The sequence below is a fragment of the Vibrio sp. CCUG 15886 genome (assembly GCF_028570825.1).
GTDB classification, from domain to species: Bacteria; Pseudomonadota; Gammaproteobacteria; order Enterobacterales; family Vibrionaceae; genus Vibrio; species Vibrio vulnificus_B.
The window spans coordinates 158,760-185,399 of the sequence record NZ_JAQQBT010000001.1 but is presented as its reverse complement, the minus strand read 5'-3'; the positions used below and the strand labels follow the sequence as shown (position 1 = coordinate 185,399).

At 47.0% G+C, this 26,640-nt stretch carries 22 protein-coding genes and 1 riboswitch; of the genes, 10 read left to right on the top strand and 12 right to left on the bottom strand.

Annotation, left to right across the window (positions count from 1 at the left end; all coding sequences use genetic code 11):
- Positions 1-4: 4 nt before the first annotated feature.
- Complete coding sequence (locus PQQ36_RS00840; protein ID WP_273660206.1) at positions 5-1,672, bottom strand: ATPase RavA domain-containing protein; 1,668 nt, start codon at positions 1,670-1,672, stop codon at positions 5-7.
- Between the two features lie 275 nt (positions 1,673-1,947).
- Here PQQ36_RS00840 and PQQ36_RS00835 point away from each other — a divergent pair, with 275 nt between their 5' ends.
- From PQQ36_RS00835 to PQQ36_RS00825, 3 genes are all read left to right on the top strand, one after another.
- On the top strand, positions 1,948-2,463 hold the full coding sequence (locus PQQ36_RS00835) for an NUDIX hydrolase (RefSeq protein ID WP_011081043.1): 516 nt from the start codon (positions 1,948-1,950) through the stop codon (positions 2,461-2,463).
- Positions 2,464-2,481: 18 nt separating this feature from the next.
- Complete coding sequence (gene ltaE, locus PQQ36_RS00830; RefSeq protein ID WP_263220226.1) at positions 2,482-3,489, top strand: low-specificity L-threonine aldolase; 1,008 nt, start codon at positions 2,482-2,484, stop codon at positions 3,487-3,489.
- Positions 3,490-3,561: 72 nt separating this feature from the next.
- Entirely contained in the window at positions 3,562-3,882 is a 321-nt protein-coding gene (locus PQQ36_RS00825) for a c-type cytochrome (RefSeq protein WP_176297083.1), read from the top strand.
- Here the strand turns inward: PQQ36_RS00825 and PQQ36_RS00820 are convergent.
- The gene (locus tag PQQ36_RS00820; RefSeq protein ID WP_185090582.1) at positions 3,841-5,322 is read right to left on the bottom strand and encodes a coniferyl aldehyde dehydrogenase; all 1,482 of its coding nucleotides are present in this window, start codon (positions 5,320-5,322) and stop codon (positions 3,841-3,843) included. The two genes, PQQ36_RS00825 and PQQ36_RS00820, sit on opposite strands and share 42 nt — an antisense overlap.
- A 294-nt stretch (positions 5,323-5,616) precedes the next feature.
- Here PQQ36_RS00820 and yfcC point away from each other — a divergent pair, with 294 nt between their 5' ends.
- Complete coding sequence (yfcC, locus tag PQQ36_RS00815; RefSeq protein WP_434076222.1) at positions 5,617-7,092, top strand: putative basic amino acid antiporter YfcC; 1,476 nt, start codon at positions 5,617-5,619, stop codon at positions 7,090-7,092.
- A gap of 156 nt (positions 7,093-7,248) precedes the next feature.
- Positions 7,249-8,247 (top strand): succinylglutamate desuccinylase/aspartoacylase family protein, encoded by a 999-nt coding sequence (locus PQQ36_RS00810; RefSeq protein WP_238827378.1) that lies wholly within the window; start codon positions 7,249-7,251, stop codon positions 8,245-8,247.
- Between the two features lie 112 nt (positions 8,248-8,359).
- On the opposite strand, the gene PQQ36_RS00805 is transcribed toward PQQ36_RS00810, so the two are convergent.
- Positions 8,360-8,899 (bottom strand): phosphatase PAP2 family protein, encoded by a 540-nt coding sequence (locus PQQ36_RS00805; protein WP_373560952.1) that lies wholly within the window; start codon positions 8,897-8,899, stop codon positions 8,360-8,362.
- 357 nt (positions 8,900-9,256) lie between these two features.
- Positions 9,257-9,571 (bottom strand): N(4)-acetylcytidine aminohydrolase, encoded by a 315-nt coding sequence (yqfB, locus tag PQQ36_RS00800; RefSeq protein WP_045619685.1) that lies wholly within the window; start codon positions 9,569-9,571, stop codon positions 9,257-9,259.
- Positions 9,572-9,714: 143 nt separating this feature from the next.
- On the opposite strand from yqfB, the gene PQQ36_RS00795 reads away from it, so the two are divergent.
- Positions 9,715-10,356, top strand: a complete 642-nt coding sequence (locus PQQ36_RS00795; RefSeq protein ID WP_273660191.1) for an START domain-containing protein — start codon at positions 9,715-9,717, stop codon at positions 10,354-10,356.
- Positions 10,357-10,411: 55 nt separating this feature from the next.
- Here PQQ36_RS00795 and rarD read toward each other — a convergent pair whose 3' ends face one another.
- Positions 10,412-11,311, bottom strand: coding sequence for an EamA family transporter RarD (rarD, locus tag PQQ36_RS00790; RefSeq protein WP_273660189.1), 900 nt, complete (start codon positions 11,309-11,311; stop codon positions 10,412-10,414).
- 276 nt (positions 11,312-11,587) lie between these two features.
- Positions 11,588-11,679, top strand: a riboswitch (cyclic di-GMP riboswitch).
- Positions 11,680-11,817: 138 nt separating this feature from the next.
- Here rarD and gbpA point away from each other — a divergent pair.
- Positions 11,818-13,275, top strand: coding sequence for an N-acetylglucosamine-binding protein GbpA (gene gbpA, locus PQQ36_RS00785; protein ID WP_273660188.1), 1,458 nt, complete (start codon positions 11,818-11,820; stop codon positions 13,273-13,275).
- 99 nt (positions 13,276-13,374) lie between these two features.
- On the opposite strand, the gene PQQ36_RS00780 is transcribed toward gbpA, so the two are convergent.
- The 4 genes from PQQ36_RS00780 to PQQ36_RS00765 all read right to left on the bottom strand — a co-directional run bounded on the left by PQQ36_RS00780 (position 13,375) and on the right by PQQ36_RS00765 (position 18,764).
- Entirely contained in the window at positions 13,375-15,054 is a 1,680-nt protein-coding gene (locus PQQ36_RS00780) for a pyridoxal phosphate-dependent decarboxylase family protein (RefSeq protein WP_263140342.1), read from the bottom strand.
- 62 nt (positions 15,055-15,116) lie between these two features.
- Complete coding sequence (locus tag PQQ36_RS00775; RefSeq protein WP_273660185.1) at positions 15,117-17,024, bottom strand: methyl-accepting chemotaxis protein; 1,908 nt, start codon at positions 17,022-17,024, stop codon at positions 15,117-15,119.
- Positions 17,025-17,217: 193 nt separating this feature from the next.
- Positions 17,218-17,931, bottom strand: a complete 714-nt coding sequence (locus tag PQQ36_RS00770) for a sulfite exporter TauE/SafE family protein (protein ID WP_045619692.1) — start codon at positions 17,929-17,931, stop codon at positions 17,218-17,220.
- Positions 17,932-18,026: 95 nt separating this feature from the next.
- A complete protein-coding gene (locus PQQ36_RS00765) occupies positions 18,027-18,764 on the bottom strand; it encodes a metallophosphoesterase (RefSeq protein WP_273660183.1) in 738 nt (245 codons plus the stop codon).
- A 359-nt stretch (positions 18,765-19,123) separates the two neighbouring features.
- On the opposite strand from PQQ36_RS00765, the gene PQQ36_RS00760 reads away from it, so the two are divergent.
- Both PQQ36_RS00760 and PQQ36_RS00755 read left to right on the top strand, forming a co-directional pair.
- Positions 19,124-20,377 carry an aromatic amino acid transport family protein gene (locus PQQ36_RS00760; RefSeq protein WP_273660181.1) on the top strand — a complete coding sequence of 418 codons (1,254 nt, stop codon included), beginning with the start codon at positions 19,124-19,126 and terminating at the stop codon, positions 20,375-20,377.
- Between the two features lie 411 nt (positions 20,378-20,788).
- Positions 20,789-21,169: an STAS/SEC14 domain-containing protein gene (locus PQQ36_RS00755; RefSeq protein WP_011081026.1), complete on the top strand. Its 381-nt coding sequence runs from the start codon at positions 20,789-20,791 to the stop codon at positions 21,167-21,169.
- A 153-nt stretch (positions 21,170-21,322) separates the two neighbouring features.
- Here the strand turns inward: PQQ36_RS00755 and PQQ36_RS00750 are convergent, their stop codons facing one another.
- On the bottom strand, positions 21,323-21,691 hold the full coding sequence (locus PQQ36_RS00750) for a PilZ domain-containing protein (RefSeq protein WP_026130820.1): 369 nt from the start codon (positions 21,689-21,691) through the stop codon (positions 21,323-21,325).
- 212 nt (positions 21,692-21,903) lie between these two features.
- Positions 21,904-22,935, bottom strand: a complete 1,032-nt coding sequence (locus PQQ36_RS00745; protein WP_273660180.1) for a signal recognition particle — start codon at positions 22,933-22,935, stop codon at positions 21,904-21,906.
- A 478-nt stretch (positions 22,936-23,413) separates the two neighbouring features.
- Here PQQ36_RS00745 and PQQ36_RS00740 point away from each other — a divergent pair, with 478 nt between their 5' ends.
- The gene (locus PQQ36_RS00740; RefSeq protein ID WP_273660179.1) at positions 23,414-25,201 is read left to right on the top strand and encodes a M4 family metallopeptidase; all 1,788 of its coding nucleotides are present in this window, start codon (positions 23,414-23,416) and stop codon (positions 25,199-25,201) included.
- Between the two features lie 63 nt (positions 25,202-25,264).
- Here PQQ36_RS00740 and PQQ36_RS00735 read toward each other — a convergent pair whose 3' ends face one another.
- The gene (locus PQQ36_RS00735; protein WP_011151901.1) at positions 25,265-26,536 is read right to left on the bottom strand and encodes an MgtC/SapB family protein; all 1,272 of its coding nucleotides are present in this window, start codon (positions 26,534-26,536) and stop codon (positions 25,265-25,267) included.
- Positions 26,537-26,640: the final 104 nt, after the last annotated feature.

The following is a 26,640-nucleotide window of genomic DNA, read 5'->3' as shown; positions in this document are numbered from 1 at the left end:
TTCCTTACGAGAAATATTCGTTGAGGTGTTTAATACGGAACATGGTTTTCTCACTTTCGCTTTTCACACTTTCCAAAGTATGCGATACCTGTTGGATCGTCGCTTCCATCATTCTTGGTAACTCAGGGTCGATAAAGTTGTGCGGCAACGCACCGTGGAAATCCGAGCGAACCTTACGTAAATGGTGTTCTGCGTCAGTGAGCTTACTGAACGCGCTGTCACATTTTTCTGCCCATTTCTGGTAATGTTCTTCATTTAGACCATCTTTAGTCACCAAGCTGACCAACACCGCACGGTTGGCAATGTCTCTGATCACTAAGTTGTTGGATGCATCCAGATCAAACTTCAAGCGACATAAATTGGTATTTTGGTTTACGAAACCATAAAGCTCGCCCTGACCTTCTTTGATCACTCGATCGAGTTCATCTTTCTGTAAATACACCCAGCGGCTATCACCACGTTCAGATTCAGAAACAGACATGTTGCTTTGTAGCAGCACCAATTTGACCAAGTTGCGCGTTGGGCCAACGCTGTAAATACGAGCTTCTGACGTGTCAAAAGTATGCACTTCTTTACCCTTACGCAGCAGACCAGCAGACGATTCCATCGAAAGCACAATGCCATATTGCTCTTCAAGCTCTTGTTGGATATCCGCCAACTCTTCTCGGCAATAGTCGATTTGACTTTGTACTTCCTTTTGATCAAACGCGTAGTTAAGCGCAAACTCTTGGATAACCGAGGTCACGACCTCACGCGACTCTGGGCTGTTCCACAAGCAATCTTGCAACAGCAACAAATCGAGAGGGTTGATCTCGTCGCGACCATTAAAGAACGCACTGGCTTTGAGTAAACGCACGGCTTTTTTCCAACGTCGGTCAGAAACGTAGAGATCCGTCTCCGCAACATCAGCACCCACCGCTTCTGCTTTCTCTTCCAGCATGGTTTTCAGTTGGAACAGTTTTTCAAACACGCGATCGCTTAATTTAAGCGACTCTAAAGCCTTCTGCCACTGATGATACTCTTCGTCGGTGATCGCAAGCCCTTCAGGAATACGCGCTTCCTCCGGTGTGCCAACCGTCAGCATCGATTTAAAATTCTGTTTGTTCTGAATACGGTTAACAAACACGCGCACCAACATACGGTCATAAAGTGCTTCTAGGCCGCTGTCTTCGTCAGGCAATTCATTGGAAGCCGAGATAAGCAAACGCATTGGAACACGTTCAATATCGCTGCCGTTTTTGAATGTTTTCTCATTCACCACGGTCAGCAAGGTGTTCAAAATGGCAGGGCCTGCTTTCCAAATCTCATCAAGAAACACCACTTGCGCAGTGGGTAGGTAGCCTTTTGTCAAACGGACGTAACGCCCGTTATCTTTGAGCTCTTGGATACTGAGCGGACCAAACACCTCTTCAGGGGTTGAAAAGCGAGTCATTAAGTATTCGAAATAACTACTGTTATCAAAGGCTTGAATAAGGCGTTTAGCGATTAAACTTTTTGCAATACCAGGAGGACCAAGTAAGAAAACACTTTCACCAGCTAATGCCGCCAGCAAACAGAGTTTAATGGTGTACTCTCTTTCATACACGCCGTCGGCTAACGCGGCCGACAATTTGTTAATTCTTTCAGAAAGTAACGCTTTATCTGCATTAGACGCAAAAGAAGGGCGAATCATTACGTTACTCCTAATTCTCTTCAGTTATGGTATACGTACTTTTATACATTTGTTATCACTTTGTTACAAGTGCATTTTTTATTGACAAGCTCTTATAGCAGAACTGATTTTTCAGTGTTCCGCAGCAAACAAAGATTGCAATTATGGGAGAAAAATCACTGATTACGCAAACGATATCTGGGCAGTTCTCTAATAAGAACTTTCGTTTATCGGCTTTTGTGCGTATCTTGTTGGCTTCTCATCATGAGACAGTTAGCTAGGAAAATGACACATCTATGAGCACCGTCATACATAAATGGAAAAACATCGCCCTAATAGAAGAAGAGGTGCTACTCCCGACCGGACACGCCATCGCGCACACAACGATTCAACACCCGGGCGCCTCTGTCATCCTTCCCGTCACGGAAGAGGGCAACATCATACTGATTAATCAATTTCGTCCTTCCCTGAAAAAATGGTTACTAGAACTCCCTGCTGGCACCAAAGAACAAGGTGAAGATCCTCAACACTGTGCAGAACGTGAGCTGGAAGAAGAAACCGGCTACAGCGCAGAGGAGTTTATCTCTTTGGGCCAAGTCACACCGCTTGCGGGATTTTGCGACGAAATTCAATATTTGTTTGTGGCCAAGAAACTGACACAAACCAATCGCTATCAATGCGATGAAGATGAAGTGATTCAAGTGGTCAGCTTATCCCTTGAACAACTCGAAGAAAAAATAAGAGATGGCAGCATTAGCGACGCCAAAACCATTGCTTGCTTAAGCAAAGCCAAGCTTTGCGGCTATATATAGCCAACATGAGGAGACACTATGGATTTTCGTTCTGACACCGTAACTCGCCCTACTCCCGCCATGCGCGAAGCCATGGCTAACGCCATCGTCGGCGATGATGTTTACGGTGATGACCCAACCGTTAATGAGCTGGAAGCCTTTGCCGCCAAAGAAGCCGGCTTTGAAGCGGCGCTCTTTACTACTTCAGGTACGCAAGCAAACCTGCTAGGTTTGATGGCGCATTGTGAACGCGGTGATGAGTATCTTTGTGGCCAACAAGCGCACAACTATCGTTACGAGGCTGGCGGTGCGGCAGTATTGGGTTCCATCCAACCTCAACCGATTGAGAACAATCCCGATGGCACTTTGCCGTTTGACAAGCTAACCGCCGCCATCAAACCCGATGACAGCCACTTTGCGCGCACTAAGCTGCTGAGCCTTGAAAATACCATCAATGGTAAAGTGCTGCCTTTGAGCTATTTGCAGGAGGCGCGTGCTTTCGTCGACAAACACAATCTAAAACTCCATCTTGATGGTGCTCGTGTTTATAACGCAGCAACGGCGTTGGATGTCCCTGTAAGAGACATCGCTCAGTATTTTGATTCGATGACCATTTGTCTTTCCAAAGGATTAGGTGCTCCGGTGGGTTCTCTGCTGCTGGGTTCTAAAGAACACATCGCAAAAGCACGACGTTTACGCAAAATGGTCGGTGGCGGTATGCGCCAAGCGGGTATTTTGGCCGCGGCAGGTAAGCTTGCTTTGACCGAACAAGTGGCTCAGTTAAAAGTCGATCATGCCAATGCAAAAGCATTGGCGCAGGGTTTGTCTGAGTTGCCTGGCGTGCAGGTCAATCCTGATTTCGTGCAAACAAACATTGTGTTTGCCAAACTGGATGACGGTATCGACATCGACGCGATTGCGCAAAAATTGGCGGAAGAATCGATCATCATTACCCCAGGAAATCCGATTCGTTTTGTGACTCACAAAGATATTTCTCGCCAAGATATTGATCTATTTCTAGAAAAGTTGCGATTCTTCCTCGGCTAACGTCTTTACTCTTGAGCTTCCCCTTAGGGGAAGCTCTATGCTGCGACACAACACGTTTAGTTTGGAGCCGCCATGTTAAGACCAATTCTGTGCCTAGCCGCCACTGCTTTCACCTTCACCGCTCACGCAAACGCTCTTCAAGGTAATCCTGAACTCGGCAAAGTCAAAAGTCCAAGTTGCGTCTTTTGCCACGGCGCATCTGGCGTAGCGGCCAATAATGCTTACCCGCATCTGGCAGGCCAAAACGAACAATATCTGTTTGATTCCATGAAAAGCTATCAAAACGGCCAACGGACAGGTCCGCTAGCCGATATGATGCAGGCACAATTACAACGCCTGAATGACCAAGACTTAAGAGACGTCGCGGCCTATTATGCGCAGCAAACTCGTTAGTTTCTGCTGAATAGCCGACTCATAATTGCCGATCTTTCGGTTGATCATGACATTAAGAATCGATTTTGCGAAACCGCTGTAAGGGGAATAAAACAGTGGCGTGAGGGCAAACCGAGATTGAGTCATCACGGGCTTTAACTTCGAAAAGGTGTTAAAGCCTTCTCGACCATGATAATGCCCCATGCCACTCTCACCGACACCACCAAACGGCAAGTCGTGTTGTGCGACATGCAGCATGACGTCGTTGATACACAAACCACCAGACAGTGTTTCTTGGGTGAACTTTTTCTGTAACCACTTATCTTCACTAAAGAGGTATAACGCCAAAGGACGCGGCCTCTGAGCAATGTAGTGGAACACCTCGTCAATATGTTGATAAGTGATGATAGGCAGTATCGGCCCAAAGATCTCTTCTTGCATCACCGCCATGTCGCTCTCTACCTCCGTCACTAGATAGAATGGCAGTTTTCGACTGCCTCGCTCTGGTTCAGAGTTTGGAATGCAGTTGATGAGCTTCGCGCCTTTTTCCTTAGCGTCGCTGAGCAGGTGCGTTAAACGCTCAAAGGCATTGGCATCGATAATCGAAGTGTAATCTTGATGTTGAATTGTGCTAAAGCGTTTCGCCATGATGGCTTTGGTGGTTTCGACGACTTCGTTCAATCGAGATTGAGGCACAAACAGATAGTCAGGTGCGATACACGTTTGGCCACAGTTATACAATTTGCCACCAAGCAAGCGTTCTAGTGCGATCTTCACATCAAATTTTTCATCTAAGATCACTGGGGATTTTCCACCCAACTCTAAAGTCACTGGCACCAAATTATTGGCTGCGGATTGCATCACCGCTCGTCCCGTTTTCGTTGAGCCAGTAAACAGTAAATGGTCGAACTTGAGCTTAGAAAACTCTGGCCCCATCTCGGCTTCGTCCGCGTAAATGGCCACTTCATCACGATTAAACTGCGCTTCAAACAGCTCGACCAACAACTGAGCTAAATGAGGTGAATTTTGCGACATTTTGAGCATCACGCGATTTCCTGCCGCCAGCGCCGCAACCAGCGGACCAATGGTGAGCATCAGCGGATAGTTCCAAGGCACAATCACGCCCACCACACCTAACGGCTGAGGGACAACTCTGTTTTTAGCAGGAAAAAACCAAACAGAGGTATGTCGACGACTTGGCTTCATCCATTTCTTAAGTTGTTTTTTTGCATCTCGAATGGTTTCAATACTGGTAAACAGCTCGAGTAATCCCGTTTCACTGATTGAACGAGTACCAAAGTCTTGTTCGATGGCATAGATGATCTCGGCTTGATGCGCTTTGATGAGCGATTCAAGTTTGTTGAGGTTCTCGAGTCTTTTTTGGTAGGTGGGGTATGGGTTTCTTAAAAACGCATCGCGACTTTCTTTGAGCTGTTGACTCAATCGCTGTTTTAACTCCATGCGCCTACTCCTTATAAATGCTGACCAAACCACTATACGCGTTATTTGAGTATTTGTTCAATAAATGACAGTGATGATTTGCGCGTTTTGATACATCCATTTAATTCGTGCCACACGAACTATTTGTCTTTAGATCAATAAATTGTCGAATATTGTGTTTACAAAAGGCAGATGGTTTGACTTTTTATTCTAATTTAATGATATTCCATTCTCCTTTAACTTAACGTGAAAACAGACATGTCTCACACACATTCTCACTCGGTTGACGCAGCCGTGAGCAAGAAATCTTGGCAAATGCCAGATACGCTTATTCTGATTTTTATTGTTGGTATTTTCGCAGCCATTCTTACTTATCTTATTCCTGCGGGTCACTTCGACAGCCAACAAGTTAGCTATATGGTTGATGGTGCAGAAAAAACACGCACCGTTATCGACCCATCTTCTTTCAGCTATGCCACCGATGAACAGGGTGAACTGGTCTACAACCGTGTTGGACTTTTCGCCTCTGGCGGTGGCATTGGCTTGATGAACTTCCCATTTGAAGGGCTGGTTTCTGGCTCAAAATGGGGCAGCGCGATTGGCGTCATCATGTTTATGCTGGTGATTGGTGGTGCGTTCGGTGTTGTGATGCGCACGGGTACAATCGACAATGGCATTCTGCGCCTGATCGATAAAACCAAAGGGAGTGAGGCTTTATTCATTCCTGTGCTGTTTTTGTTGTTTTCACTTGGTGGTGCCGTGTTTGGTATGGGCGAAGAAGCCGTTGCGTTCGCTATTATCATCGCGCCTTTGATGGTGAGACTGGGTTACGACGGTATCACCACCGTGATGGTTACTTACGTCGCAACACAAATTGGCTTCGCCACCTCTTGGATGAACCCATTTTCCGTGGCTATTGCCCAAGGGATTGCCGGTATTCCCGTGCTTTCAGGCATGACGGTGCGTATGGCGCTATGGGTAGGTTTCACGCTAATCGGTATCGCCTTTACCATGATTTATGCCTCGCGCATCAAGGCCAATCCAGAATTTTCCTACAGCCGTCGTACCGATGCCTATTTCCGTCAGCAAGAGTTAGGAAGCCATGACTCGCGTTGGAACCTAGGTGATACGCTGGTGATTCTCACGGTGATTGCGGTCACCATTTGGGTAGTATGGGGTGTGGTCGTGCATGCTTGGTACATCCCTGAAATTGCTTCGCAGTTCTTCACCATGGGCTTTGTCGTGGCCATTATTGGTACGGTTTTCCGTCTCAATGGCATGACACTCAATGATGCCGCAGACGCGTTTAAAGAAGGCGCGAGCATCATGCTTGCCCCTGCTCTTCTCGTCGGGTGTGCTAAAGGGGTTTTATTGATTCTTGGTGGTGGCACCACAGATGAAGCGAGCGTCCTAAACTCTATTCTCAACAGTGCTGGCGGTGTGATCAGCGGTCTGCCTGATGTGATGGCCGCGTGGTTGATGTACGTATTCCAATCGGTGTTCAACTTCTTTGTGACGTCAGGTTCTGGCCAAGCAGCACTCACCATGCCATTGCTATCACCACTGTCAGACATCGCGGGAGTTACTCGCCAGGTCGCGGTACTGGCATTCCAACTTGGTGATGGGTTTACCAACGTGATTGTGCCAACCTCAGCCTCTCTCATGGCGACGCTGGGCGTATGCCGCATTGACTGGGGTGACTGGGCGAAATTCTGCTGGCGCTTTATGCTGTTACTCTTTACTCTATCGAGCATTGTTGTGGTCGCAGCGCATTTGATGGGCTTTGCGTAAGCAAAACCGTTTGTTGCAAGCCAGTCGGAAAAAAGACGGCTGGGCTTAGCCATCCCAATTGATAAGGGCGAGATCCATTCTCGCCTTTTTTTGATTTTGCTCCGGAGCGATTGAGTGACGCTCGCGAGTGATGACTAATTTGGAGTTTACCGTTTCATGACAACACACTACTTAGATGACGTTATTCAAGGTCACCAAGTAATCCAATCTCTCAACGTGGATGATCTTCCTGCGGGAGAACACAAATTTTGGTTCCGCATTGCAACCAATGCACTTGGTCAATGGCAACACATGCCTGTCCTCGTTTTCAAAGGCGCCGAATCAGGGAAGAAGTTTGTCATTACCGCTGGTGTTCATGGTGATGAATACAATGGCGTGCTGGCAGCCCAGCAGGTTGCACGCGATTTAGTGGGCAAGTCTATGGCAGGCTGCGTGACCATCGTACCAACCATTAACCTAACGGGCATGCTCAATCACAGCCGCGATTTTTACTCTGCCGATCCAGATGTGTCTCCTGCGAATCTAAACCGCTTTTTCCCGGGTGACGACAAAGGCAATGAAGCACAGCGCTATCTGCACGCTATTTGGCACCATTTATTAAAGCCCAATGCTGAACTGGCGATCGATTTACACACTCAAACCAGTGGCGCTATCTATCCACTGTATATTTTTGCCGATTTTCGTCTTGCTCAATCATTGGAAATGGCGCGCCTTGCAGGACCCGATGCGATTTTGAATGATCCTGGCGACGCGGGGGTACTGGAAACGGTATGGAATCAGCATGGTATCCCAAGCATCACCATTGAAGTGGGCATGGGGCGTTATACCGAAAGCGACTTGGTTGCTCGCACCGCTTCTGGCATCGCCAATATTCTGAGACATCATAACGTCATCCAAGGCGATAGCATCGCACCTAAGCCGTCTTTTGAAGGGCAAAGCGTGACCTCTATTCGCGCCGAGCTCGGTGGCTTTATCCTTCCACAAGTGGCGATGATGCAATCGGTCGAACAAGGAGCGCTGCTGGCGATTCAATACGACAGCTTCGGTGATGAAGTTTGGCGTTATCACGCGCCGAAAGCCGGTATCGTGCTCAGTCACAATATTGAATCCATGCGCGCGGCAGGCGCACTTGTGGTGAGATTGATTCACGCATAAATCACACAAAAAGGGCGATTGGCAACACCAATCGCCCTTTTTACCAATCTCTTGTAGATATGCCCAAGTGACTTCAAGGTGCCGGATTCAGAGCTTGGGGTTAAACCCTCATTTAGAACTGATAAGCAATATGGATACCTGCGCCATCATGGCTCACCCATGGCAGCACTTGGATATTTTCATCGTAGGCGTCAGTAAAGATCCACGCTGACAGCGTGCCTAAAGCAGCACCTGCGATCACATCACGCCAGTAGTGCCTCTCCGCCTCCACTCTCCCCACGCCAACCAAGGTGGCAATCGTGTAGGCAGGCAAACCCGCCTGCCAACCGTAGCGAATTTGCAGCGTCGTCGCGGAAGCAAATGCATTGGCTGTATGATTAGAGGGAAAACTATCAAAACCTGATTTATCCGGCCTTTCTTCTTCAATGGTCACTTTTCCCAATAGACCGACGGCAGACGCAGTGCCAATACTCAACCCCGCTTGCCAAAAGCCTTGCCAATCTTCTTTATAAAGTGGCACTGCCGCTGCGGTGGCGACCAAGCCATACGCTCCTATGTCACTAAACGTCTCCCACCCTTTAGAACCTTGAGCGTAAACAGGCGCAGCACATAATGCGCCTGCAGCAAGCGTTGTTAAACAGCAACGTTTCATGAAATACCTCATCACAAACAAGCTAATGTTTGCGCCAAACTGTGCACCAAACCATTTGGGTGACATTGAGAATAAAAAAAAGCCAATCACAATAAGAGGTGATTGGCTGTATATATTTGTGAACAATCAGGTTCACTAACAACGTCAGTTGGCTAGGTGACCCTCGGCTTAAAAAGGGTCAATCTTATTAAAGCAGAAAGCGTGCCAACTTTAAAAACGTACACCAATACTATTATTTGCTACATTTTTAACCAAAATGCAGATAAACAAGGTTCATATTCGTCGATAAACCAAGTTAATTTAATGCAAATTGCAAAAACAGATTTGCATTATGCAATTACCGCAAAGTTCAACAAGCTATACTCGCTGATATTGGATGACGTACAACTGCTCTATCCCAGGGTAAATTTCTTGAATGACTTCTTTCAACGTTTCCAGCGTCATATTTTCTTGCTCTGCATGAAACTCGTTCAACTCCGAGAACGCTATAGGGTCCACGCTTAAGATTTTCAGTTGGCAGAAAACGCGCCCTTCCTCTAGTGTCGAGACTTCAACGGTGGTTCCTGGTTGATAGTCCTTTTCTGACTCATCGCGAATTGTGATGGTTTTCTTGCCTGCAAGAATGTCTGCTTCAAAACGTGAGAAAAAAGTCATTTTGGTTGGTGCTGTCATCACTACCTCTTCTATTTGATCAGCCAAAAGGGGCATTAGAATGCATTCGTCATACACTTAAATCAGTGAACTGATGCAATGCGCATTTTCATAACGTTGTATATGTGTTTGAATGAGTAACCTAAAACACGGAAAGAGCTGATATGAAACGGATAATTCTACTGCTAAGCCTTTGTTTATTTCTATTCAACCCTGCAACTTTGGCATCACCACAGCAAGGTTGGATTTTTGACTCCAGCGACAATGGTATCACCATCCATTATCGTGAGCACACAGATGGCTTGGTGGAGATTCGTGCGCAAATGTTTTTCCCCACCAGCTATGCCGCATTTTTGAAATTACTCGAAGACACTGACAACGTGCCTAACTGGATTGACAATGTAGCTCACAGCCACGTCGTGCAACAGCTATCACCGCGAGAAAACATCGTTTACACCCAATTTGCTGCGCCCTGGCCTGCACAAAATCGCGATATGCTGACTTATTCAAAGTACAGCCTAGATGAAGCCGGATTCACCTTGAAGATCAGCGATGCACCTGAGACCGCTTTCCCTCGGGATCCTGACTACATTCGCATCACGCAAGTCAAAGCGCTCTGGGTACTGAATAAGCTCACCAACGACACCACTCACATTGAATACACCGCGTTCGCAAATCCTGGTGGCGCCCTACCCGATTGGTTGGTGAACAAGCTGGCCAAGGAAAGTGCACGCGCCACCTTTGAAGGCTTACGTGAGCAGTTACCGCGTTTTCAACACCTTCGGCATCCACACATTTCCGAGTAGCCTCAAACGATCATTATCCGCTACTCGTCATACGTTATCGTTATCCGTTATCCACTCACGTTAAGCGAACAGAGCGGTGTTTGGCTCTGTTTGCCAATGTCTCTGCAATCGTCAACAGCAAGCCAAACCAAATCAAGCCAAAGCTCACCATTTTCACTTGGTCGAAATACTCAGCAAAAATAAACACGGCGAGGAGAAACTGTAACGTTGGCTCAATATATTGCATCAGGCCAATGTTCGTCATATTGGTATAACGAATAGCAATGGAATAAAAAATAAGGGGCGCGATGGTGACAGGTCCGCTACCCAAATATAATAAAAGCGTTGAAAGATCGGAGGAAAGAGAAACCGCGTCGCCTTGCGCGTATTTCATCGCCATATAAATGGAGGCCACAGGAGCAAGCAGCAATGCTTCAAAAAATAATGTCGTGCTCCAATCGTAGGCTATTTTCTTTTTACAAAAACCGTAGAGGGTAAAAAACACCCCCATGGTTAATGCAACGTACGGAATTTCACCGTAATGGACAATTTGATACCCCAGCCCTAAAGCGGCAAAAATGATCGCCAGTTTTTTTCCCGGAGAGAGCGTTTCTTTGAGCACCAACACGCCAAGTGCCACCATCATTAACGGGCTAATGAAAAAACCTAGACTGGCATCAATCACGCGATCATTGGTCAGCGCCCAAGTGAAGGTGGACCAAGAGATGCACATCAGCAACGCGGCGATCAGGGTATAAAGTAGCGATCTCTTATCGTGCCAAACTCGACGAAATTGAGGCAACTTGCCTGTAATGAAGTACACAAGCACCAAGCCAACTGGAACAGATGCAATGATGCGCATAGCCAACAGCTCATCCATTTGAGCAGACGGCATCAAACGGTAATAGATTGGTGTCAGGCCCCAAATAAGAAAAGAGATGGCCGCCATGATATTGCCATAGCTGGTGGTTTTCATAAGTGCTCAATGACATAGTAAAGACGTGGCAATTCTAACTCTACACTCCATTTTTCGCTATAATATTTTGCAAATACATACAATCACAAAATATCTTCCCTTACATAGATTGCTTATATTAAATACAGAATTTAATTGACCGAATTAATATATCTACATCTATAAATAACGCTTCTAAATCATCTCTTTTTTTCATCACACTTTTTCGAGAAATTAATTCCAAATCCAATCAATTAATTCGCCTCATCGTTATTCTCATCCTAAATTATGCCTGACATCACACATAGGCAAACCTTCTGAAAAGATGGGACGCAAAGCTTCCGGTCTGTCGGTATTTTTATCATACCCAAGATAGCGGGGCCGCCGCTCTCACTAGAGAGTGTTCTCACCAAGCACGTCAGTGCGCTCTTTACGAGCGATTCATCGCCTTGGGAATAACATGCGTATGCTGTGGTTGAACATTGGCCATATAGCCAAATAAAGTCAGCAATCAAAAAGAGTATGTTATGAAAAAACAACCGCAAAAAACCTTACTGGCCATTGCTCTATCCGTCGTAAGCGGAACCGCAATGAGCCATGGTTATGTTTCTGCAGTGGAAAATGGTGTCGCAGAAGCTCGTGTGACACTGTGTAAGTTCGCGGCATCAACTGGAGAAAAAAACACCAACTGTGGCGCGATTCAATATGAACCGCAAAGTGTTGAAGGGCCAGATGGCTTCCCCGCGTCCGGTCCGCGTGATGGCAAAATTGCCAGCGCCGAGAGCGCGTTAGCGAACGCACTTGATGAGCAAACCGCAGACCGCTGGGTAAAACGCCCGATTCAAACCGGTGCGCAAAACTTTGAGTGGACCTTTACCGCCAATCACGTGACCAAAGATTGGAAATATTACATCACCAAACCAGATTGGAATCCAAATCAACCACTTGCCCGCGCCTCATTCGAGCTCACCCCTTTCTGCGTCGTGGACGGTGGCATGGTTCAACCGCCGAAGCGCGTTAGCCATACATGTAATGTACCTGAACGCGAAGGTTACCAAGTGATTTTGGCGGTTTGGGATGTGGGTGACACCGCCGCCTCTTTCTACAATGTCATTGATGTCAAATTCGATGGCGATGGCCCTGCTCTGCCAGATTGGCAACAAGGTGGCCAGATCATTCCAACCATGAACCTCAATGTCGGTGACACCGTCTTTACACGCGTATTTGATCTTGCGGGCGAGAATCCAGCCTACACGACAGAACTGGCGATCGACAGCGACGCGTTGACGGTAGCAAACAATTGGTCACACGCTCTCGCGGTGAAAATTAACCAAACCCAAAGCGAGATCGCAGCAGGCCAGCTCAACGAACAAAATCAGTTCGTTCCGGTTTATGGTACTAACCCAATTTTCCTTAAGTCTGGCAGCAACCTGCAGCGTGTCGAGATCGGCTATAAAATTGAAACGCCTGCACCTGAGTACGACGTCACCCTATCGGGTTTGGCCTCTGAGTATCAAATCAGCGATGTGCCTGTAACGCTCGATTTAGGCTTACAAGCAACTGGCGATATTACAACGGAACTGACCGTCTATAACCACCACAAAGAGCCACTTGCTTTTGAAAGCGTTGCAATGAAAGACGGTGAGAACAAAGCGGTCAGCATGACATTAAGCAAATCAGAAGCAGGCCACCATATGTTGGTAACCAAAGTCCTAGACAAAGACGGCACGCTGCAAAAGCAGCAAACATCTGACTTCATGCTGACGGAAACGCAAACACCACCGCCAAGTGATGATTACGACTTTGTCTTCCCAGATGGCTTGAGCTCGTACACGGCGGGCACCAAAGTGCTCGCCAGCGACGGTGCGATCTACCAATGCAAGCCATTCCCATACTCAGGTTACTGTGTTCAATGGGCACCAACCGCAACTCAATACCAGCCGGGTACTGGTTCACACTGGCAAATGGCGTGGGACAAACTGTAAACCTTTCCCCTATATGTGATTTATCACATGCATAACGACCAAAGCGATGCCAATTGGCATCGCTTTTTTTATCTCGCGTAAACCTGTTATTTCCCCGCCCTAAGTGGCATTCAAATTGGCCACAAACAGCTCAATGCTTCGCCGCTGTGTGTTGGGGTTAAGGAACACCGCTTTTTCGCCGGGTAGAAAAAGGCAATGCCCTGCTTCGTTGTAATCGGTTCTGGCAATCGAATCGACCCAATTGGTTTTCAAATAACGACCTTTTCTTGCTAAGAAGTTGTTGCGATGGTAGGTCGCGCTACTAACGAGACTTTCCATATACGCCTTTTGCCTGATAAGCCGCCGCTCTCGGTAAAACAGCGCTTGCGCACTCTCTTCCATCTCTGGCGGATAGAGACGAAAAGTGACACAAGGGCCTTGATTACTGCCGGAGACCACTTTGCAATTGCGTAATTTAGAGAGCAAACAACGCAGATAATTGGCGTTCTGCAAGCCGTGTGCGATCAGCATTTGATAGCCTTCAATTCCAATACTTTCTAACGCAGAATAAGCGGAAAATACCCCCACTGCACTGCGGGAACATTCGATGGTGGATTGAAGATGCGTTTGATTCCGTTGTTGCGCTTCGAAATAGGAGAAATAGTCTGCATCGTGTTGTAACGCCTGCATATCCTGACGATCTTTCACCAAAATCAAACTGGAGGTATAAGGTACATAGCCCCACTTCTGAAAATCAATGGTAATGGAATCGGCGTAGCGCAGGCCCTTGACTAAAGAGTTGGTGACCTCTAACCCTTCTAAGGTCGCGGTATTGATCGCCAATTCATTCCGCTCAAAAGCATATTCTTTAAAAAAGAGCAGCGTCCAACCGACGGCAGCATCGACATGAATGTGTGGCCGATAGTTCAAACCATACTGGCGACATAAGCGCTCTCGTAGCAGGTAAACGGCAGCCACGTCGTCTATGGCAAAAGTATCGGTGGTACCAAAGGTCAACAAAATCGTCGGGACGATGATGTCATGGCGGATGCAATACTCAAATTGCTTGGTCAGATCATTGAGGTCAATTTGGTTGTTTTCATTCACCTTGATGCGAAGCAGTTGTTTACCCATATCTACACCAAGTAGTGAAAGATTTGTGACGTTGGAGTAATGCCCCGCTTGGGAATTAATAAATGCCAGTTTCTTATCCCCAATACCCGTTGTGGCTGAATTAGGGAAACACTTGCGTAACCCAAGTAGATAACCGTAGAGATTGCAAAACGTCCCACCTTGCGTGAAAAGTCCTGTGGCTTTTTGGTCATCGTATCCCACTAGGTTTGCAATTTGCCGCACCACGACACTTTCTAATTCGGTGGCCCGCCCAGCGTACTCGCTGTAAACCAAATTGGGATTTGCGATGGTGGCCAACAGCGCACCATGAATGGCGGGATCGCTCGGTGTTGAAATGACGTTTTCCACTGCGCTTGGATCATCCCAGTTTTTACTGTGTCCAGCCGCAAAAAGTGCTAACGGCTCGAACGGCTTTATCACTTGGCTGGAAGCGTGTGGAATGTAACTGTCTGCCGCCAGCCGTTTGGACAAAATCGGATTGGTTGGCATGGTGAGATTACGTTTATGCCCAACCAGTTCAGCCACTTGCTTGATTTTGTAAATCGGCCACAAATTGGGATCGCGGGAAAAGAACTGCTTGACCAGTTTTTGGTGACAATAGGCAAAATGCTGCGATATCTGGTTATTTTGTTTCTCTAGCCAAGCATGAACCATTAATTTCGTCATAAACTCGCTCCTAACAAAGAAACGATAGCGGGCCTATACAGCCCGCTACAAAGTGACAACCGTTATTGCAGTTTGAAATTGGACACGAGTTTATCGAGTTCGTGGTTGGAATCGGCCAGAGACTCCGTCGCAGCAACCGTTTGACGGCCACTTGCCACCAGATTGGTAACAATGTCTCGAATGGCCAGCATGTTGCGGCTTAGCTCGGCTGCTACGGTACTTTGCTCTTCCGTCGCAGCAGCAATTTGCGTACTGACATCATCAATATCTCGTACAGAACCGCTCATTAAGTTGAGACTGTTGGAGACTTCCGACGTCTTGCTGGCGGTTGATTGGCATTGCTGTTTAGTGCGTTCCATTGATGCTACCACGCTAGAGGTACCATCGAGCAGTTTTGACAACATTTCTGAAATTTCTGTCGTACTATTCTGCGTTCTCGCAGCCAAAGCACGCACCTCATCGGCGACAACGGCAAATCCGCGGCCCTGTTCACCAGCGCGTGCCGCTTCAATCGCGGCGTTCAATGCCAGCAAATTGGTTTGCTCAGAAATCTCACCAATCACGTTCAACACTTCACTGATTTTGTTGGCGTCTTGGTTCATGCTGACAATGCGATTGGACATCTCCTCCACATCGTTCACCAAGGCACTGACGGTAGTCACCGCGTTATTGACAATCTCTAGAGATTGCTTGGCTTCTTTACTCGCACCTTCAGTAATTCTATTCGACTGAGTGACGTTTTCCGCCACCGAGCGCGCACTTTCACTCATCTCGGTAATTGCCGTTACCACCTGATCGGTTTCTGCTGAGTGGGTGATCAACACTTTTTCGTTTTCCACCGCCGTTTGATTGAGCTGCACAATGTTAGAGGAAATATTTTGGCTTGCTTCAGACACTTGCAACATCATGCCCTGTAAGCTCTGCACAAAGCGATTGAACCCTTCACTGATCTGCGCAAGGTCATCTCCCCCTTCAACCGTCAGTCTCGCGGTTAAATCGCCTGAACCTTTTGATAATCCTAGTACCGCTTTTTTCAGTTTGAGTAGCGGACGATAAGCGTGCTCAAGAGTCAGCACCATCACCACAGCACTGACCAGCAACAAAATCACCCCAGTGACGATCGCCTCATTTTGCGCCTCTCGAACCCCCGCCAACGCAGTATCCTGATCGACAAACACCATCAAGGTCCAGTATTGATCCGATGTTAAATTGACGCGTTGGAAGTAGCCATCAAACTCAATGCCCAGATAGGGAAATTGCAAATGCCCCTGCTGCTGATTAAAAAACGCGCGCTCCATATCGCTGAACACAGGGCTCACTTGCGACGGGGTTTTACCGATGTCATTGGGATCGTCACTGGCAAAAAAGACCGCATTTTTGTCGGTTAAGGTGGCGGCCCCACCAGCAAAGCGCATATTGCTGACCATTTTGATGATTGCCGCTAGCGGAATATCGCCCAGCAATACTCCTTGGAACTCACTGCCGTTATAAACAGGCATGATGGCGCTAACCACCTTTTCCCCAGTGATTTTGTCAATGTAAATATCGGTGAGCTTGACTCCTTGGCTGCCTTTCGCCATTCGATACCAATCACGCTGAGAGAAATTTTGCTCCTCAGTAGTGATACCACTGGCATGGAGAGACATATAAGAGCGTCCGTCCTCATACGCCATAATAATATTGGAGATGCCTGCACTTTCTGCCAATAAGCGCACCAAATTGACATTCTGCTCGTCGCTTAATGAGGCGTTAAAATGTTTGGACCCGACCTCTACCGCTTTGAGCTGAATAGCAATCGCATGTTGCAGTTCATCAACGTGATAATTGAGCTTGTTTTGTGTTTCAGAGACCAACGACGCCACCATCTTTTCTTTGAGCGAAATGATGTTTAGCGTGCCTAATATTCCTAATGACAGCGCCACCAATAAAGCAACGCTCGTGTAGATACGAGATTTGAAGCCTAAAGTCATAACTCCCCCTAACTATCCTATAGTCAGATATCGATTATTTAGGGAGTGCCTAGTTTTTAATTATGCTCAGCAAACACTGATATGGAACCAAAAGCACACCCAGCCAACTTTATAAACATAGCTAGGGAATGCAAAATAGAAAACAAATTTAATAAGAAACTAGTTTCTTATTTTTGTAATAAATGATAAGTCCTTAAAAAGCTTGCCAAACTGCCCCAATGCCACTAATGCAACACAAAGATAAGGCACCGATTCGGATCTTCTCCTTGGGTAAACTGCGCGTTGTTAATAGAGCCAGTTTGTAACCCAACCAAGCTGCAGGAATTAAAGGTAACGTGATTTTTAGGTGATACAGGGTGAAGAAACCAGCTGGGATCTGGATGAGAAGTGATATCAGCGAGCTAAAAACAAAAAACGCTGAAAGATTACCGCGTAGCTGATTCGCTTCTTGGTGCTGAAGCAACAATGCCATTGGCGGCCCACCGATACCTGAACTTGTACCAAATAGGCCAGAAAAGAAACCCGCTATCGTCATACGCATGGGAGTGGGTTCGATGCGAAATGGCAGCAAACTTACCGCCACAGCAAACAATACCAGTATGCCGATCCACAAGGCCAATACATTGGTGCTGACCAATACCAATAAAGCCCCGCCTGCAATCGAGCCCGGCACTCGACCAATCAGCGCCATTTTGAGGCCGCCAATTTCTACACTGCTTTTGTGCTTCAACGCATTGAGAATGGAAATAAACAGTGCCACTAGACAGATAGGCGCAGGCACGTATTCTGGAGCAACCATAATCAGCAAGGGTGCCGACACAATAGCCAAACCAAAGCCAATTGCTGTTTGCACAAACGAGCCAAGAAAAATCAAAAAAACCGCTAACAATACAGATGTTTCAGGCATCTTGGTCTCTTCCTCTACCACTCAATACAACGGAAAAATAGTTCGCTGGCACTAATGTACCTGCATCGTGTTCGGTTCTCAATCACTGATAACCGTTAAACGAGTGCGCTCTGTTTTACCCCAACAAAAACCTCTCCTGTACGCAGTTCATAAAGGCTGAATGCGCCCTGATAGTCGTCATTGGAGGCGGTATCAATAAAAAGACTATTGGCCACTCTTTTCACCCCTTCACTGCGAGTGTGGCCGTGTAGTGTTAAATCAACATTAGCAATCGCTTGTGGCTGATCTTCCGCAATGCGCGTTCTTCCCCAAATCCAGCGAGGGTTGTCCCACATATCCCCTTGCCAATCGATCATTTCGTTCCAATCTAGTGAGTGGGGCTGAGCATGTGAAATGCCAAAGCGGCGGCCATCTTCCAACTCCACCGTAATCACGCTTGGCAGTTGGGCAACCGCATCCCGCAACCTCTGTTTTTCAGCATCGGTTAGATTTTGTGACCATTCACAGCCATTTCGATGCCATATTTTAATGAAGTACGCTTCCTTCTCTGAACGCTCCAATTTGTTTTGTGCATCCAACGCGTTGACCATCATCCATTCATGGTTTCCCATCACCGCTTCAAACCAATGATGCGTTTGATAGTAATCCAAGACGCCAACCGAGTCGGGGCCGCGATCAATCAGATCACCGACAGAGATCAACAGATCACGTTCACCGTGAAAATCCACTCGTTTTAGTATGTCCTGCAACAAAGCCAATTTGCCGTGGATATCACCAATCACAAAAATCCGTTGATATCGGCTTCCATCGATAAACCGATGCTTAAATTCCATCTTCAAATCCTTTTGATGTATTCATTCGCGAGCGTAAAAATGGCAGTGTAACGGAATCTCCATCGTCACACCTTAAGCAAGAAGAGGCATAACAAACAGGCCACTTTCCATCAAAAATGATGTGTTTTTCACCACTTCGAACACAACACCTACATCCAGAAAATAACAAAAATTCAGAACAATAAACCACATATAAAAACCAAATTAGCTCATATAACCAATTTGATGAAAAAGTGACGGCGAGATAATTTACATAATGTGACAAATCACAGCACATATCGCTACAACATCGATGTGATATATATCTCTAAAGTCGATAACATTTGCAAAATTATAATTCTTATACATGCGAGTATTAAGTGAAAGAATCTCGAGAAACGTTAAATTTTAGTGACACGCTGCCCACTAAAACTTGGACAAAACACGACACTCATTGGGTATTGAGTTTATTCGGCACCGCCGTGGGGGCTGGCATTCTCTTTCTGCCTATCAACCTAGGAATCGGCGGCTTTTGGCCTTTGGTACTGTTAGCGCTTTTGGCGTTTCCCATGACATTTTGGGGCCATCGCGCACTTGCGCGGTTTGTGCTCTCGTCAAAACAAGCCGATGCAGACTTTACCGATGTTGTCGAGGAGCACTTTGGAGCGAAAGCAGGTCGTCTGATTTCACTGCTCTATTTCTTGTCGATATTCCCTATTCTGCTCATTTATGGTGTGGGCATCACCAACACGGTTGACAGCTTTATGGTCAATCAAGCGGGAATGGAATCATTACCTCGAGTGCTGCTGTCTGGTGTATTGGTTTTCAGCCTGATCGCCATCATGCTCGGCGGTGAAAAGCTGATGCTGCGTGCGTTTGCAACCATGGTTTACCCACTCGCCACCATACTGGCGTTCTTGTCGCTTTATCTCATCCCAAGTTGGCAACTGCCTTCCTTGGCTCTGCCTTCTGCCGGCGATTTTCTACAAACGGTTTGGTTAGCCGTGCCTGTGGTGATCTTCTCATTTAGCCATGCCGCTGCCATTTCCAGCTTCGTTGGCGTGCAAAAACGCCATTACGGCGAGCAGGCAAATGGTAAATCAGAACAGATTCTTCAGCGTACCAGCATCATGTTGATTGCTTTTGTACTGCTGTTTGTTTTTTCCTGCGTGCTCTCTTTAAGCCCAGAGCAATTGGCGCAAGCAAAAGCGCAAAATGTGTCGGTACTTTCTTATTTAGCCAACGCAACGGAGAACCCATTTATTGCGACTTTTGGTCCTCTGGTTGCCTTTATCGCCATTACGTCGTCATTCCTTGGCCATTTTTTAGGTGCACGAGAAAGCCTTAACGGATTGCTAACCAAGCACACATCAATGCCTATTCAACGCGCCGATAAAATGACCATCGTCAGCTTGTTTATCTCAATTTGGATTGCGGCGGTGATCAACCCGAGCATTCTCGGCATGATGGAAACCTTATCTGGCCCAGTCATCGCTATGATCCTGTTTATCATGCCGGTTTACGCCATTTACCGAGTTGATTCATTAAAAATCTATCATGGTAAAGCCACGACTGTGTTTGTTTTGCTGACAGGGCTACTGGCCGTTTCTGCGTTGCTGTTCGCGATTGTCTAACCGAAAACAACAAGGGCTCCCATGGTGGGGAGCCCTTGTTCATTTTGTTCGCGGCAACTTAGCGCATTCAAATCAGAAATAGGAAACTTGCAACAATACCGAGAGATAAAATGCAAGTTCGGCCAATTACGCCAAGATGGGTTGGTTGAATCATTTCTTGATGCTGCATATCCACTCTCCTCATATTATTGTTTTTTCAGTTTGTGTTGACAGTATTATTATTTCCCGTTCGGAACACAACGCATAACAAGATTAAATTTTTATGACAGTTGAGTGAAATTATCAAAACACCCCAACATCGCAACAGCCTTGAATCCAACAGAGATAGCGAAAGTCTGAATCGGCTCCCACTTTAGGGTTTGAATCTCCTCTAAGCTCTTGCAAACAAAGCATAGAGTGAGGAGACACGAGGTGAATAATCAACGTCACGGCATCACGTTTGGCATTGAGCGTATTGGCTCGCAAACCATATTGGTTTTTAAAGCAACAGGCACACTCACCCATCAAGATTATCAAGCGATCGTTCCAGTTCTGGAAGCAGCCCTTGCGGGCATCAATCGACAACAGATGAATATGCTCGCAGACATTAGCGAGTTTTCAGGCTGGGAGCCTAGAGCAGCATGGGATGACTTCCAACTGGGTCTCAAAATCGGCTTCAACGTCAATAAAGTTGCTGTTTATGGCGACAAAAATTGGCAAGAACTCGCAGCCAAAGTTGGCAGCTGGTTTATTTCTGGCGAGATGAAATCATTTAGCGATTATGACTCGGCAATCACATGGTTGGCGGATTAACGGATCAGACTCGATCCAAATTACTCTATCGGCATTATTGCCCTATCGGTACTGAAGTGAACGACAAAACAAAGCGAAGCGTGTTAATCCGCTTCGCGTTTGTTTTAATGACCTTGAGAAATGTCGTTGGGAAGTGTATTTGGGAAAATCCGATCACGCGACTTGATTGGCCGCGGCTCGGCGCAGCATATGTATATGAGTCGGAAAATGCTGCAAGAGATAACGTTGCTCTGCAGCCATATGCTTGAAACTCGGGCCTTTAGAGAGCTTTAACACCACTTCATCTTGATCGAAACGCAAAATACGCCCTTCGATAGCCAACACACAGTTGAGCAGCTGCAACGTTCCCCGAATCATCAGCCCCTGATGAAATTGGTGGATGCTAGAGAGTGTGACCCGTAAGCCCCCTTCGGAAACTTCATTCACGTGGTACACATTACCGTTGATACGGACACGTGGTAGTGCCTTCACAGGATATTTTAAGCGGTAATACTTTCGCTTTTGATCGTCATGATTTTGCATCGTCATTGCCTCCCTGTATCGCTTCTGCCTATCAAAGCGCCCTTTTCTTTCCTAAAACCATTCTCAATTTGAGAATTTATCAAGGCAAGGCACCGTTTTTAATCGCAGATAACGCTCACGAGTGTATTGAAGCAAGAGTCATACCACAGAGGAATAGGAAAGATAAAAAAGCCAACTCGAATAACAAGTTGGCTTTATCAGAGTCAGGAGAATTATTGACCAGTGACGTGACTAAGCATTTCCGTGCCTTTTGACCAGTTGACGATCATCGCCTCACTGACGTCGCTCTCAGTCATATGCGCGATATGGAACTCAAATAATCTCAACTCATCAGATGGCTGCACATAAACGCGATTATAGCGGATTGCTTGTGCAATACCATCGGCTTGTTGCGAAGGTGAAACCTTAAGATGGCGCTTAAACAAGTCGTGTCTCAATTGAACTTGTGTCGCAAACTCATCCGCCGTCACATTGCCATTTTTTGCCCCTTCCAGCACCTTGGCAACAATGGTTTTTGCACTATCTAACTCTTCTTCGTTACTCAGTGCCACTGTAATCGTGCTGACCAATTGCTGGCGAGACCAACTCTCTTCCATCTCAACCGCTACTAGACCGATGTTGGCTTCTAACAGTTGCTTTTCCAATCGTGCCATCAAAACATCATCGGCTAACTGACTTGCTGTCAGCTCTTTACGACGCATTTTGCTGTCTTCTTGGTCATCAGTCAGGCGTGTTTTCAAATAGATGTTGGCGGCCACACGCTGAGCTGACGTCTCAGCATCCACTGGTTGCTCAAGACTTGGACTTAGCTTTTCAGCAAACAAACGACCTGGAATCGAGTTGCCAATCTTGGCTCCACCAAAAACGATGTCGATTTGATCGATCGCATCACGAACCTGAATATCCCCCACCAAAATCACCGTCAGCTTACTTTGAGGAGCCGCTGGGACTTTGTCGTTCACCAAGACTTTGTCGCGCAGTTCAACAAGGGCCTCTTTGAGAGAGCGCGAGTTCAGGTCTGCTTCGTTGGCCACAAGCCAAGTCTGATTGGATGCCGTTTGCAATTCGAAGCGAAGTGACACCGTCTTTTGGCTATAGCGTGATGGCATGACAACATAACGAATGCCGTTTTCGAGCGCACCTATTTTCATTTGTCGTGGCAAGCTCAAATCCGTGGTTGGGATCCAATCTTGATCGGGTGTTAATACCGTTGTTTCAGGGGCGGCGGCCAATGGAAAGCTCATCGCAGCAAGGAGTAATCCCCCCAAAGCGTTTCGCTTCAAAGAGGAAATAAAAGAGTTTGATACAGAAAACAAAACGTGAAACCTCAATCAGTCCAAATACACAATACAAGCCAACTTGTTATTTCGGTTGATTAAGACGTCTAAAAATGACTTCCTTGTTTTAACTCTACATTAAGCAAGCAATTCTTCGCCAAGGCGATTTGTAGAGCAAACTGATTTATGGGACATCTTATTAAAATTTGCCATGATTATAGTGCTTTTATTAATCACATCAATCCTTGTCATCTATCCGTCTCATAAATAACACATTTAACAATATATCCATTTCATTATTCAGATAAATTATTATCAATTCCGTGATGTGGTTTGATGGCAGCCCTTTTCCTGCCTACACTTATCTTTAGTGACAAACTCATAAATAGCAAGTTCTCACACAGTCATGAAGTGCGCAGTTTTGCAATCCTATGGTGGGAACAAAATGGACTTCACTTTGGAGGCGTTCATGACTTTCAAAACCACCATCATTGCCACTTGCCTGCTCGCAGCCGCTCCTTTAAGTATGGCAGCAAATGGTCCCAACGCGCATCCAAGTCCTAGCTTGAAAGGTCTTCAAGCGAAAAACTTTGTCCTTCCAGACAACGCCACCTTGGTGAAACGCTTTGCGCTTGGTCATTCCGGAATGGAAACACAGCGCTTTCAGCAGCACTTTCAAAATGCCATTGTATTTGGCGGAGAAATCAGTCTCATCACGGCGGCCAGTGGCGATGTCGTCGCGGTGATTGGTCGTCGCTATGACCGTTTACTCTCAAGTAATTCCGTCAAACTGAAAGCCGAGGCGGCCAAAGGCATCGTGATGATGAAAATTGGTGGCCATGGACGGTGGACGACTAACCTGTTTATTAACCCATCCAATGGACTGTTCTTTTATATCGTAGAAAATCAACGTGCGGACAGCCGTTGGCACTATTGGATTGACGCCGAAGCCGGCGAAGTGCTCAATGCTTATGACGGATTAACCACTGGCAGCGGAACGGGTGTTCATGGGGATAGCAAAGACCTTTCCGGGCTGACCACATTTAATCGCGGCAATTTCGAAATGGTCTCTGCAAATGGTCGCCTTTCTACCTACGATGCGGGCGGCCGCAGTCGATTACCCGGAGATCTGGCCACGGATAGTGATGATCAGTGGGTGGAACCTGGCCGCACTTCCCCTGGCCAAGCGGCTATGGTCGATGCCCATTTCTTTGCCAATGTGACTGACAGTTACTTTTTGAGCGTGCTGCAATTCAACTGGCTAAATCACTATTCGCAGGGGATGGTGTCAACCGCTCATGTTAAACGCAACTATAACAACGCCTATTGGAATGGCTATCAAATGGCTTACGGAGATGGAGACGGCATCTCCTTCATTAATTTATCCGGTGATTTAGACGTGGTGGGACACGAACTTTCACACGGGTTGACCGACGCAACCAGCGATCTGATTTACCAAAATGAATCTGGTGCACTCAATGAAGCATTTTCCGACATCATGGGTACCAACATTGAGTTTTATTATGGCAGTGGCAACTGGACCATCGGTGAAGACATCACGCCAAACTCAAACGGCATCCGCAATATGGCTGATCCAGGAGAAGATGGCGATCCCTCTCATTACAATGAACGATACACAGGCACTGGTGACAATGGTGGTGTGCACATCAACAGTGGCATCATCAACCACTGGTATTACTTATTAGTCAATGGCGGGCAAAATTCTGATGGACAATTTGCCTCAGGTACCGATGTGGCGGGTATCGGTTTGGATGCCGCAACGCAAATCGTATATAACGGTTTTACCTCCCTGCCGCCCAATGCGGATTTCTGTTTAGCGCGCGCCGCCACTGACGCCGTTGCTGGTACCCACTCGGCCAACGTCCTTGACGCTTGGGATGAAGTGGGCGTCAGTAGTGATCTCTGCGCCGGAGGAGGTGATGGAGGGGGCTCTGGCACGGGGGGCGATATCACCATTTCCAATGTCAGCAGCCGTGTCATCAAAGGGGTGAAATTCCAAATCAGCTGGGATACGGATGTCGCCTCATCGACGGAAGTGACCTTTTCTTGCTGCGGCACGTATGTAAAAAATGAGCAAGTGACGTCACATTCGTATAATTTCAACGGTTCCAAAGGGGTGGCTTACGAGTATTACGTCACCTCGAAAGTCTATGATTCTGCTGGCAATGTGGCATCTAGCGCCACTGCGGGGCCTTTTGTTCACCAAAACTAGCAGAGTCATATTGTCGACCTTCCATAATGTCCTAGGCCCAGTGAATGCTGGGCCTCTGTTTGACTAGAGGGCCCAAAATGTCACGCCGCCAATCGCTACGCTGGCGAGCATCACCGGCGCCACGCGTTTCCACAACTTGCGATCACCAATCGCCACCACCATGCCCATTTTGACTAACGTATTGACGGAAGCGGCGATAAACACCCCAAGCGCAGCGGTGGTTACGCTCAACCCTTGAGTACTTTGACGACCAAGCGCAAGAGAAATGGCATCCACATCGGTAATACCCGACAACGCAGCAAGGATGAGTGTACCCGCGCTGCCAAACCACTCAGATAACGCGTGAGAAAGCAGCATAATCACCGCCAAAATGACCCCAAAAAACAGCGCCGATTGCAGAGCGAGAGGGTTGGTTTGTTTGCCCGCTTGCTCGTTAAACTCTACATCGCTATAGCGCCAGATCCACCAAGCTGGAAGATACAAGGCTGCCATCATCAATAGCACGATCGGCCACAACTGTGTCACCAAGGCCGGGTTTAGCACCGAAAGCACCACCAGCAAACGTGGGAACATGGTGCCACAGCTGAGCAGTATGCCACTGGCAAGCAAGGGGCTAATCGTTGGTTGTTCTCGAGAAAGATTGGAAAATTGCAGTGTCAGTGCCGTTGACGAACTCAATCCGGCAAATACGGAGGTAAATAGCACTCCACGTTTGGCACCGCCGATTTTGATCGCAAAGTACCCCACAAAGGAAATGCTGGCGATCAGCACCACCATCCACCAAATCTCATACGGGTTCAAGGCATTCCACGGGCCATAGGTTTGATTTGGCAGCAGAGGCAGCAACACCACAGAGATCATCATCAAGCGTAAGGCGGCATCCAGTTCATATTCTTGCAGACGCTGCAATCCTTGATGAAGCTCTTTTTTGTTATCTAATACGACGGCAGTAATTACTGCTGCCGATGCCGCCAATACGGCCTCTCCCACCACGGCTAAGCTGCCAATCACAAACGTCACCAGCAAACTGACAACGCCAGTAATGCTGATATCTTGGCTGTTTTTCTGCTGAATAATGAAGGCAATAGAAGCCAGCGCCACCAAGGCGAGTAAAGCAAAACCAAGCACGAAAGGCGATGTGTGACTGGCGAGCAATGCCGTTAACCCACCCAGTAAGCCAACTAAAGAGAAGGTGCGAATCCCCGCCACACGACTGCCTTCAGCACTGTTTCGCATCACCCAGCCACGCTGTGTGCCAATGATAGCCCCGAGCAGCAACGCGATAATGACATTCCACACGGGATGTTGACCACTAACCAGTTGATTGAAATCCATAAAAAGACTCCTGTGGCGAAGGGTTAATGTTAGTTTAGCGCGTTATGTGAAAGGTTCTGTGAAGTGGCGTCAGTTGCATAAAGAATTGTGCAAAAATCGCAGAA

What these genes read in the sequence shown, in the direction of transcription:
- PQQ36_RS00840 (WP_273660206.1), bottom strand. Translation starts at nt 1,672, where the DNA reads ATGATTCGCCCTTCTTTTGCGTCTAATGCAGATAAAGCGTTACTTTCT.
- PQQ36_RS00835 (WP_011081043.1), top strand. Translation starts at nt 1,948, where the DNA reads ATGAGCACCGTCATACATAAATGGAAAAACATCGCCCTAATAGAAGAA.
- ltaE (WP_263220226.1), top strand. Translation starts at nt 2,482, where the DNA reads ATGGATTTTCGTTCTGACACCGTAACTCGCCCTACTCCCGCCATGCGC.
- PQQ36_RS00825 (WP_176297083.1), top strand. Translation starts at nt 3,562, where the DNA reads ATGTTAAGACCAATTCTGTGCCTAGCCGCCACTGCTTTCACCTTCACC.
- PQQ36_RS00820 (WP_185090582.1), bottom strand. Translation starts at nt 5,322, where the DNA reads ATGGAGTTAAAACAGCGATTGAGTCAACAGCTCAAAGAAAGTCGCGAT.
- yfcC (WP_434076222.1), top strand. Translation starts at nt 5,617, where the DNA reads ATGCCAGATACGCTTATTCTGATTTTTATTGTTGGTATTTTCGCAGCC.
- PQQ36_RS00810 (WP_238827378.1), top strand. Translation starts at nt 7,249, where the DNA reads ATGACAACACACTACTTAGATGACGTTATTCAAGGTCACCAAGTAATC.
- PQQ36_RS00805 (WP_373560952.1), bottom strand. Translation starts at nt 8,899, where the DNA reads ATGAAACGTTGCTGTTTAACAACGCTTGCTGCAGGCGCATTATGTGCT.
- yqfB (WP_045619685.1), bottom strand. Translation starts at nt 9,571, where the DNA reads ATGACAGCACCAACCAAAATGACTTTTTTCTCACGTTTTGAAGCAGAC.
- PQQ36_RS00795 (WP_273660191.1), top strand. Translation starts at nt 9,715, where the DNA reads ATGAAACGGATAATTCTACTGCTAAGCCTTTGTTTATTTCTATTCAAC.
- rarD (WP_273660189.1), bottom strand. Translation starts at nt 11,311, where the DNA reads ATGAAAACCACCAGCTATGGCAATATCATGGCGGCCATCTCTTTTCTT.
- gbpA (WP_273660188.1), top strand. Translation starts at nt 11,818, where the DNA reads ATGAAAAAACAACCGCAAAAAACCTTACTGGCCATTGCTCTATCCGTC.
- PQQ36_RS00780 (WP_263140342.1), bottom strand. Translation starts at nt 15,054, where the DNA reads ATGACGAAATTAATGGTTCATGCTTGGCTAGAGAAACAAAATAACCAG.
- PQQ36_RS00775 (WP_273660185.1), bottom strand. Translation starts at nt 17,024, where the DNA reads ATGACTTTAGGCTTCAAATCTCGTATCTACACGAGCGTTGCTTTATTG.
- PQQ36_RS00770 (WP_045619692.1), bottom strand. Translation starts at nt 17,931, where the DNA reads ATGCCTGAAACATCTGTATTGTTAGCGGTTTTTTTGATTTTTCTTGGC.
- PQQ36_RS00765 (WP_273660183.1), bottom strand. Translation starts at nt 18,764, where the DNA reads ATGGAATTTAAGCATCGGTTTATCGATGGAAGCCGATATCAACGGATT.
- PQQ36_RS00750 (WP_026130820.1), bottom strand. Translation starts at nt 21,691, where the DNA reads ATGCAAAATCATGACGATCAAAAGCGAAAGTATTACCGCTTAAAATAT.
- PQQ36_RS00745 (WP_273660180.1), bottom strand. Translation starts at nt 22,935, where the DNA reads ATGAGCTTTCCATTGGCCGCCGCCCCTGAAACAACGGTATTAACACCC.
- PQQ36_RS00740 (WP_273660179.1), top strand. Translation starts at nt 23,414, where the DNA reads ATGGACTTCACTTTGGAGGCGTTCATGACTTTCAAAACCACCATCATT.
- PQQ36_RS00735 (WP_011151901.1), bottom strand. Translation starts at nt 26,536, where the DNA reads ATGGATTTCAATCAACTGGTTAGTGGTCAACATCCCGTGTGGAATGTC.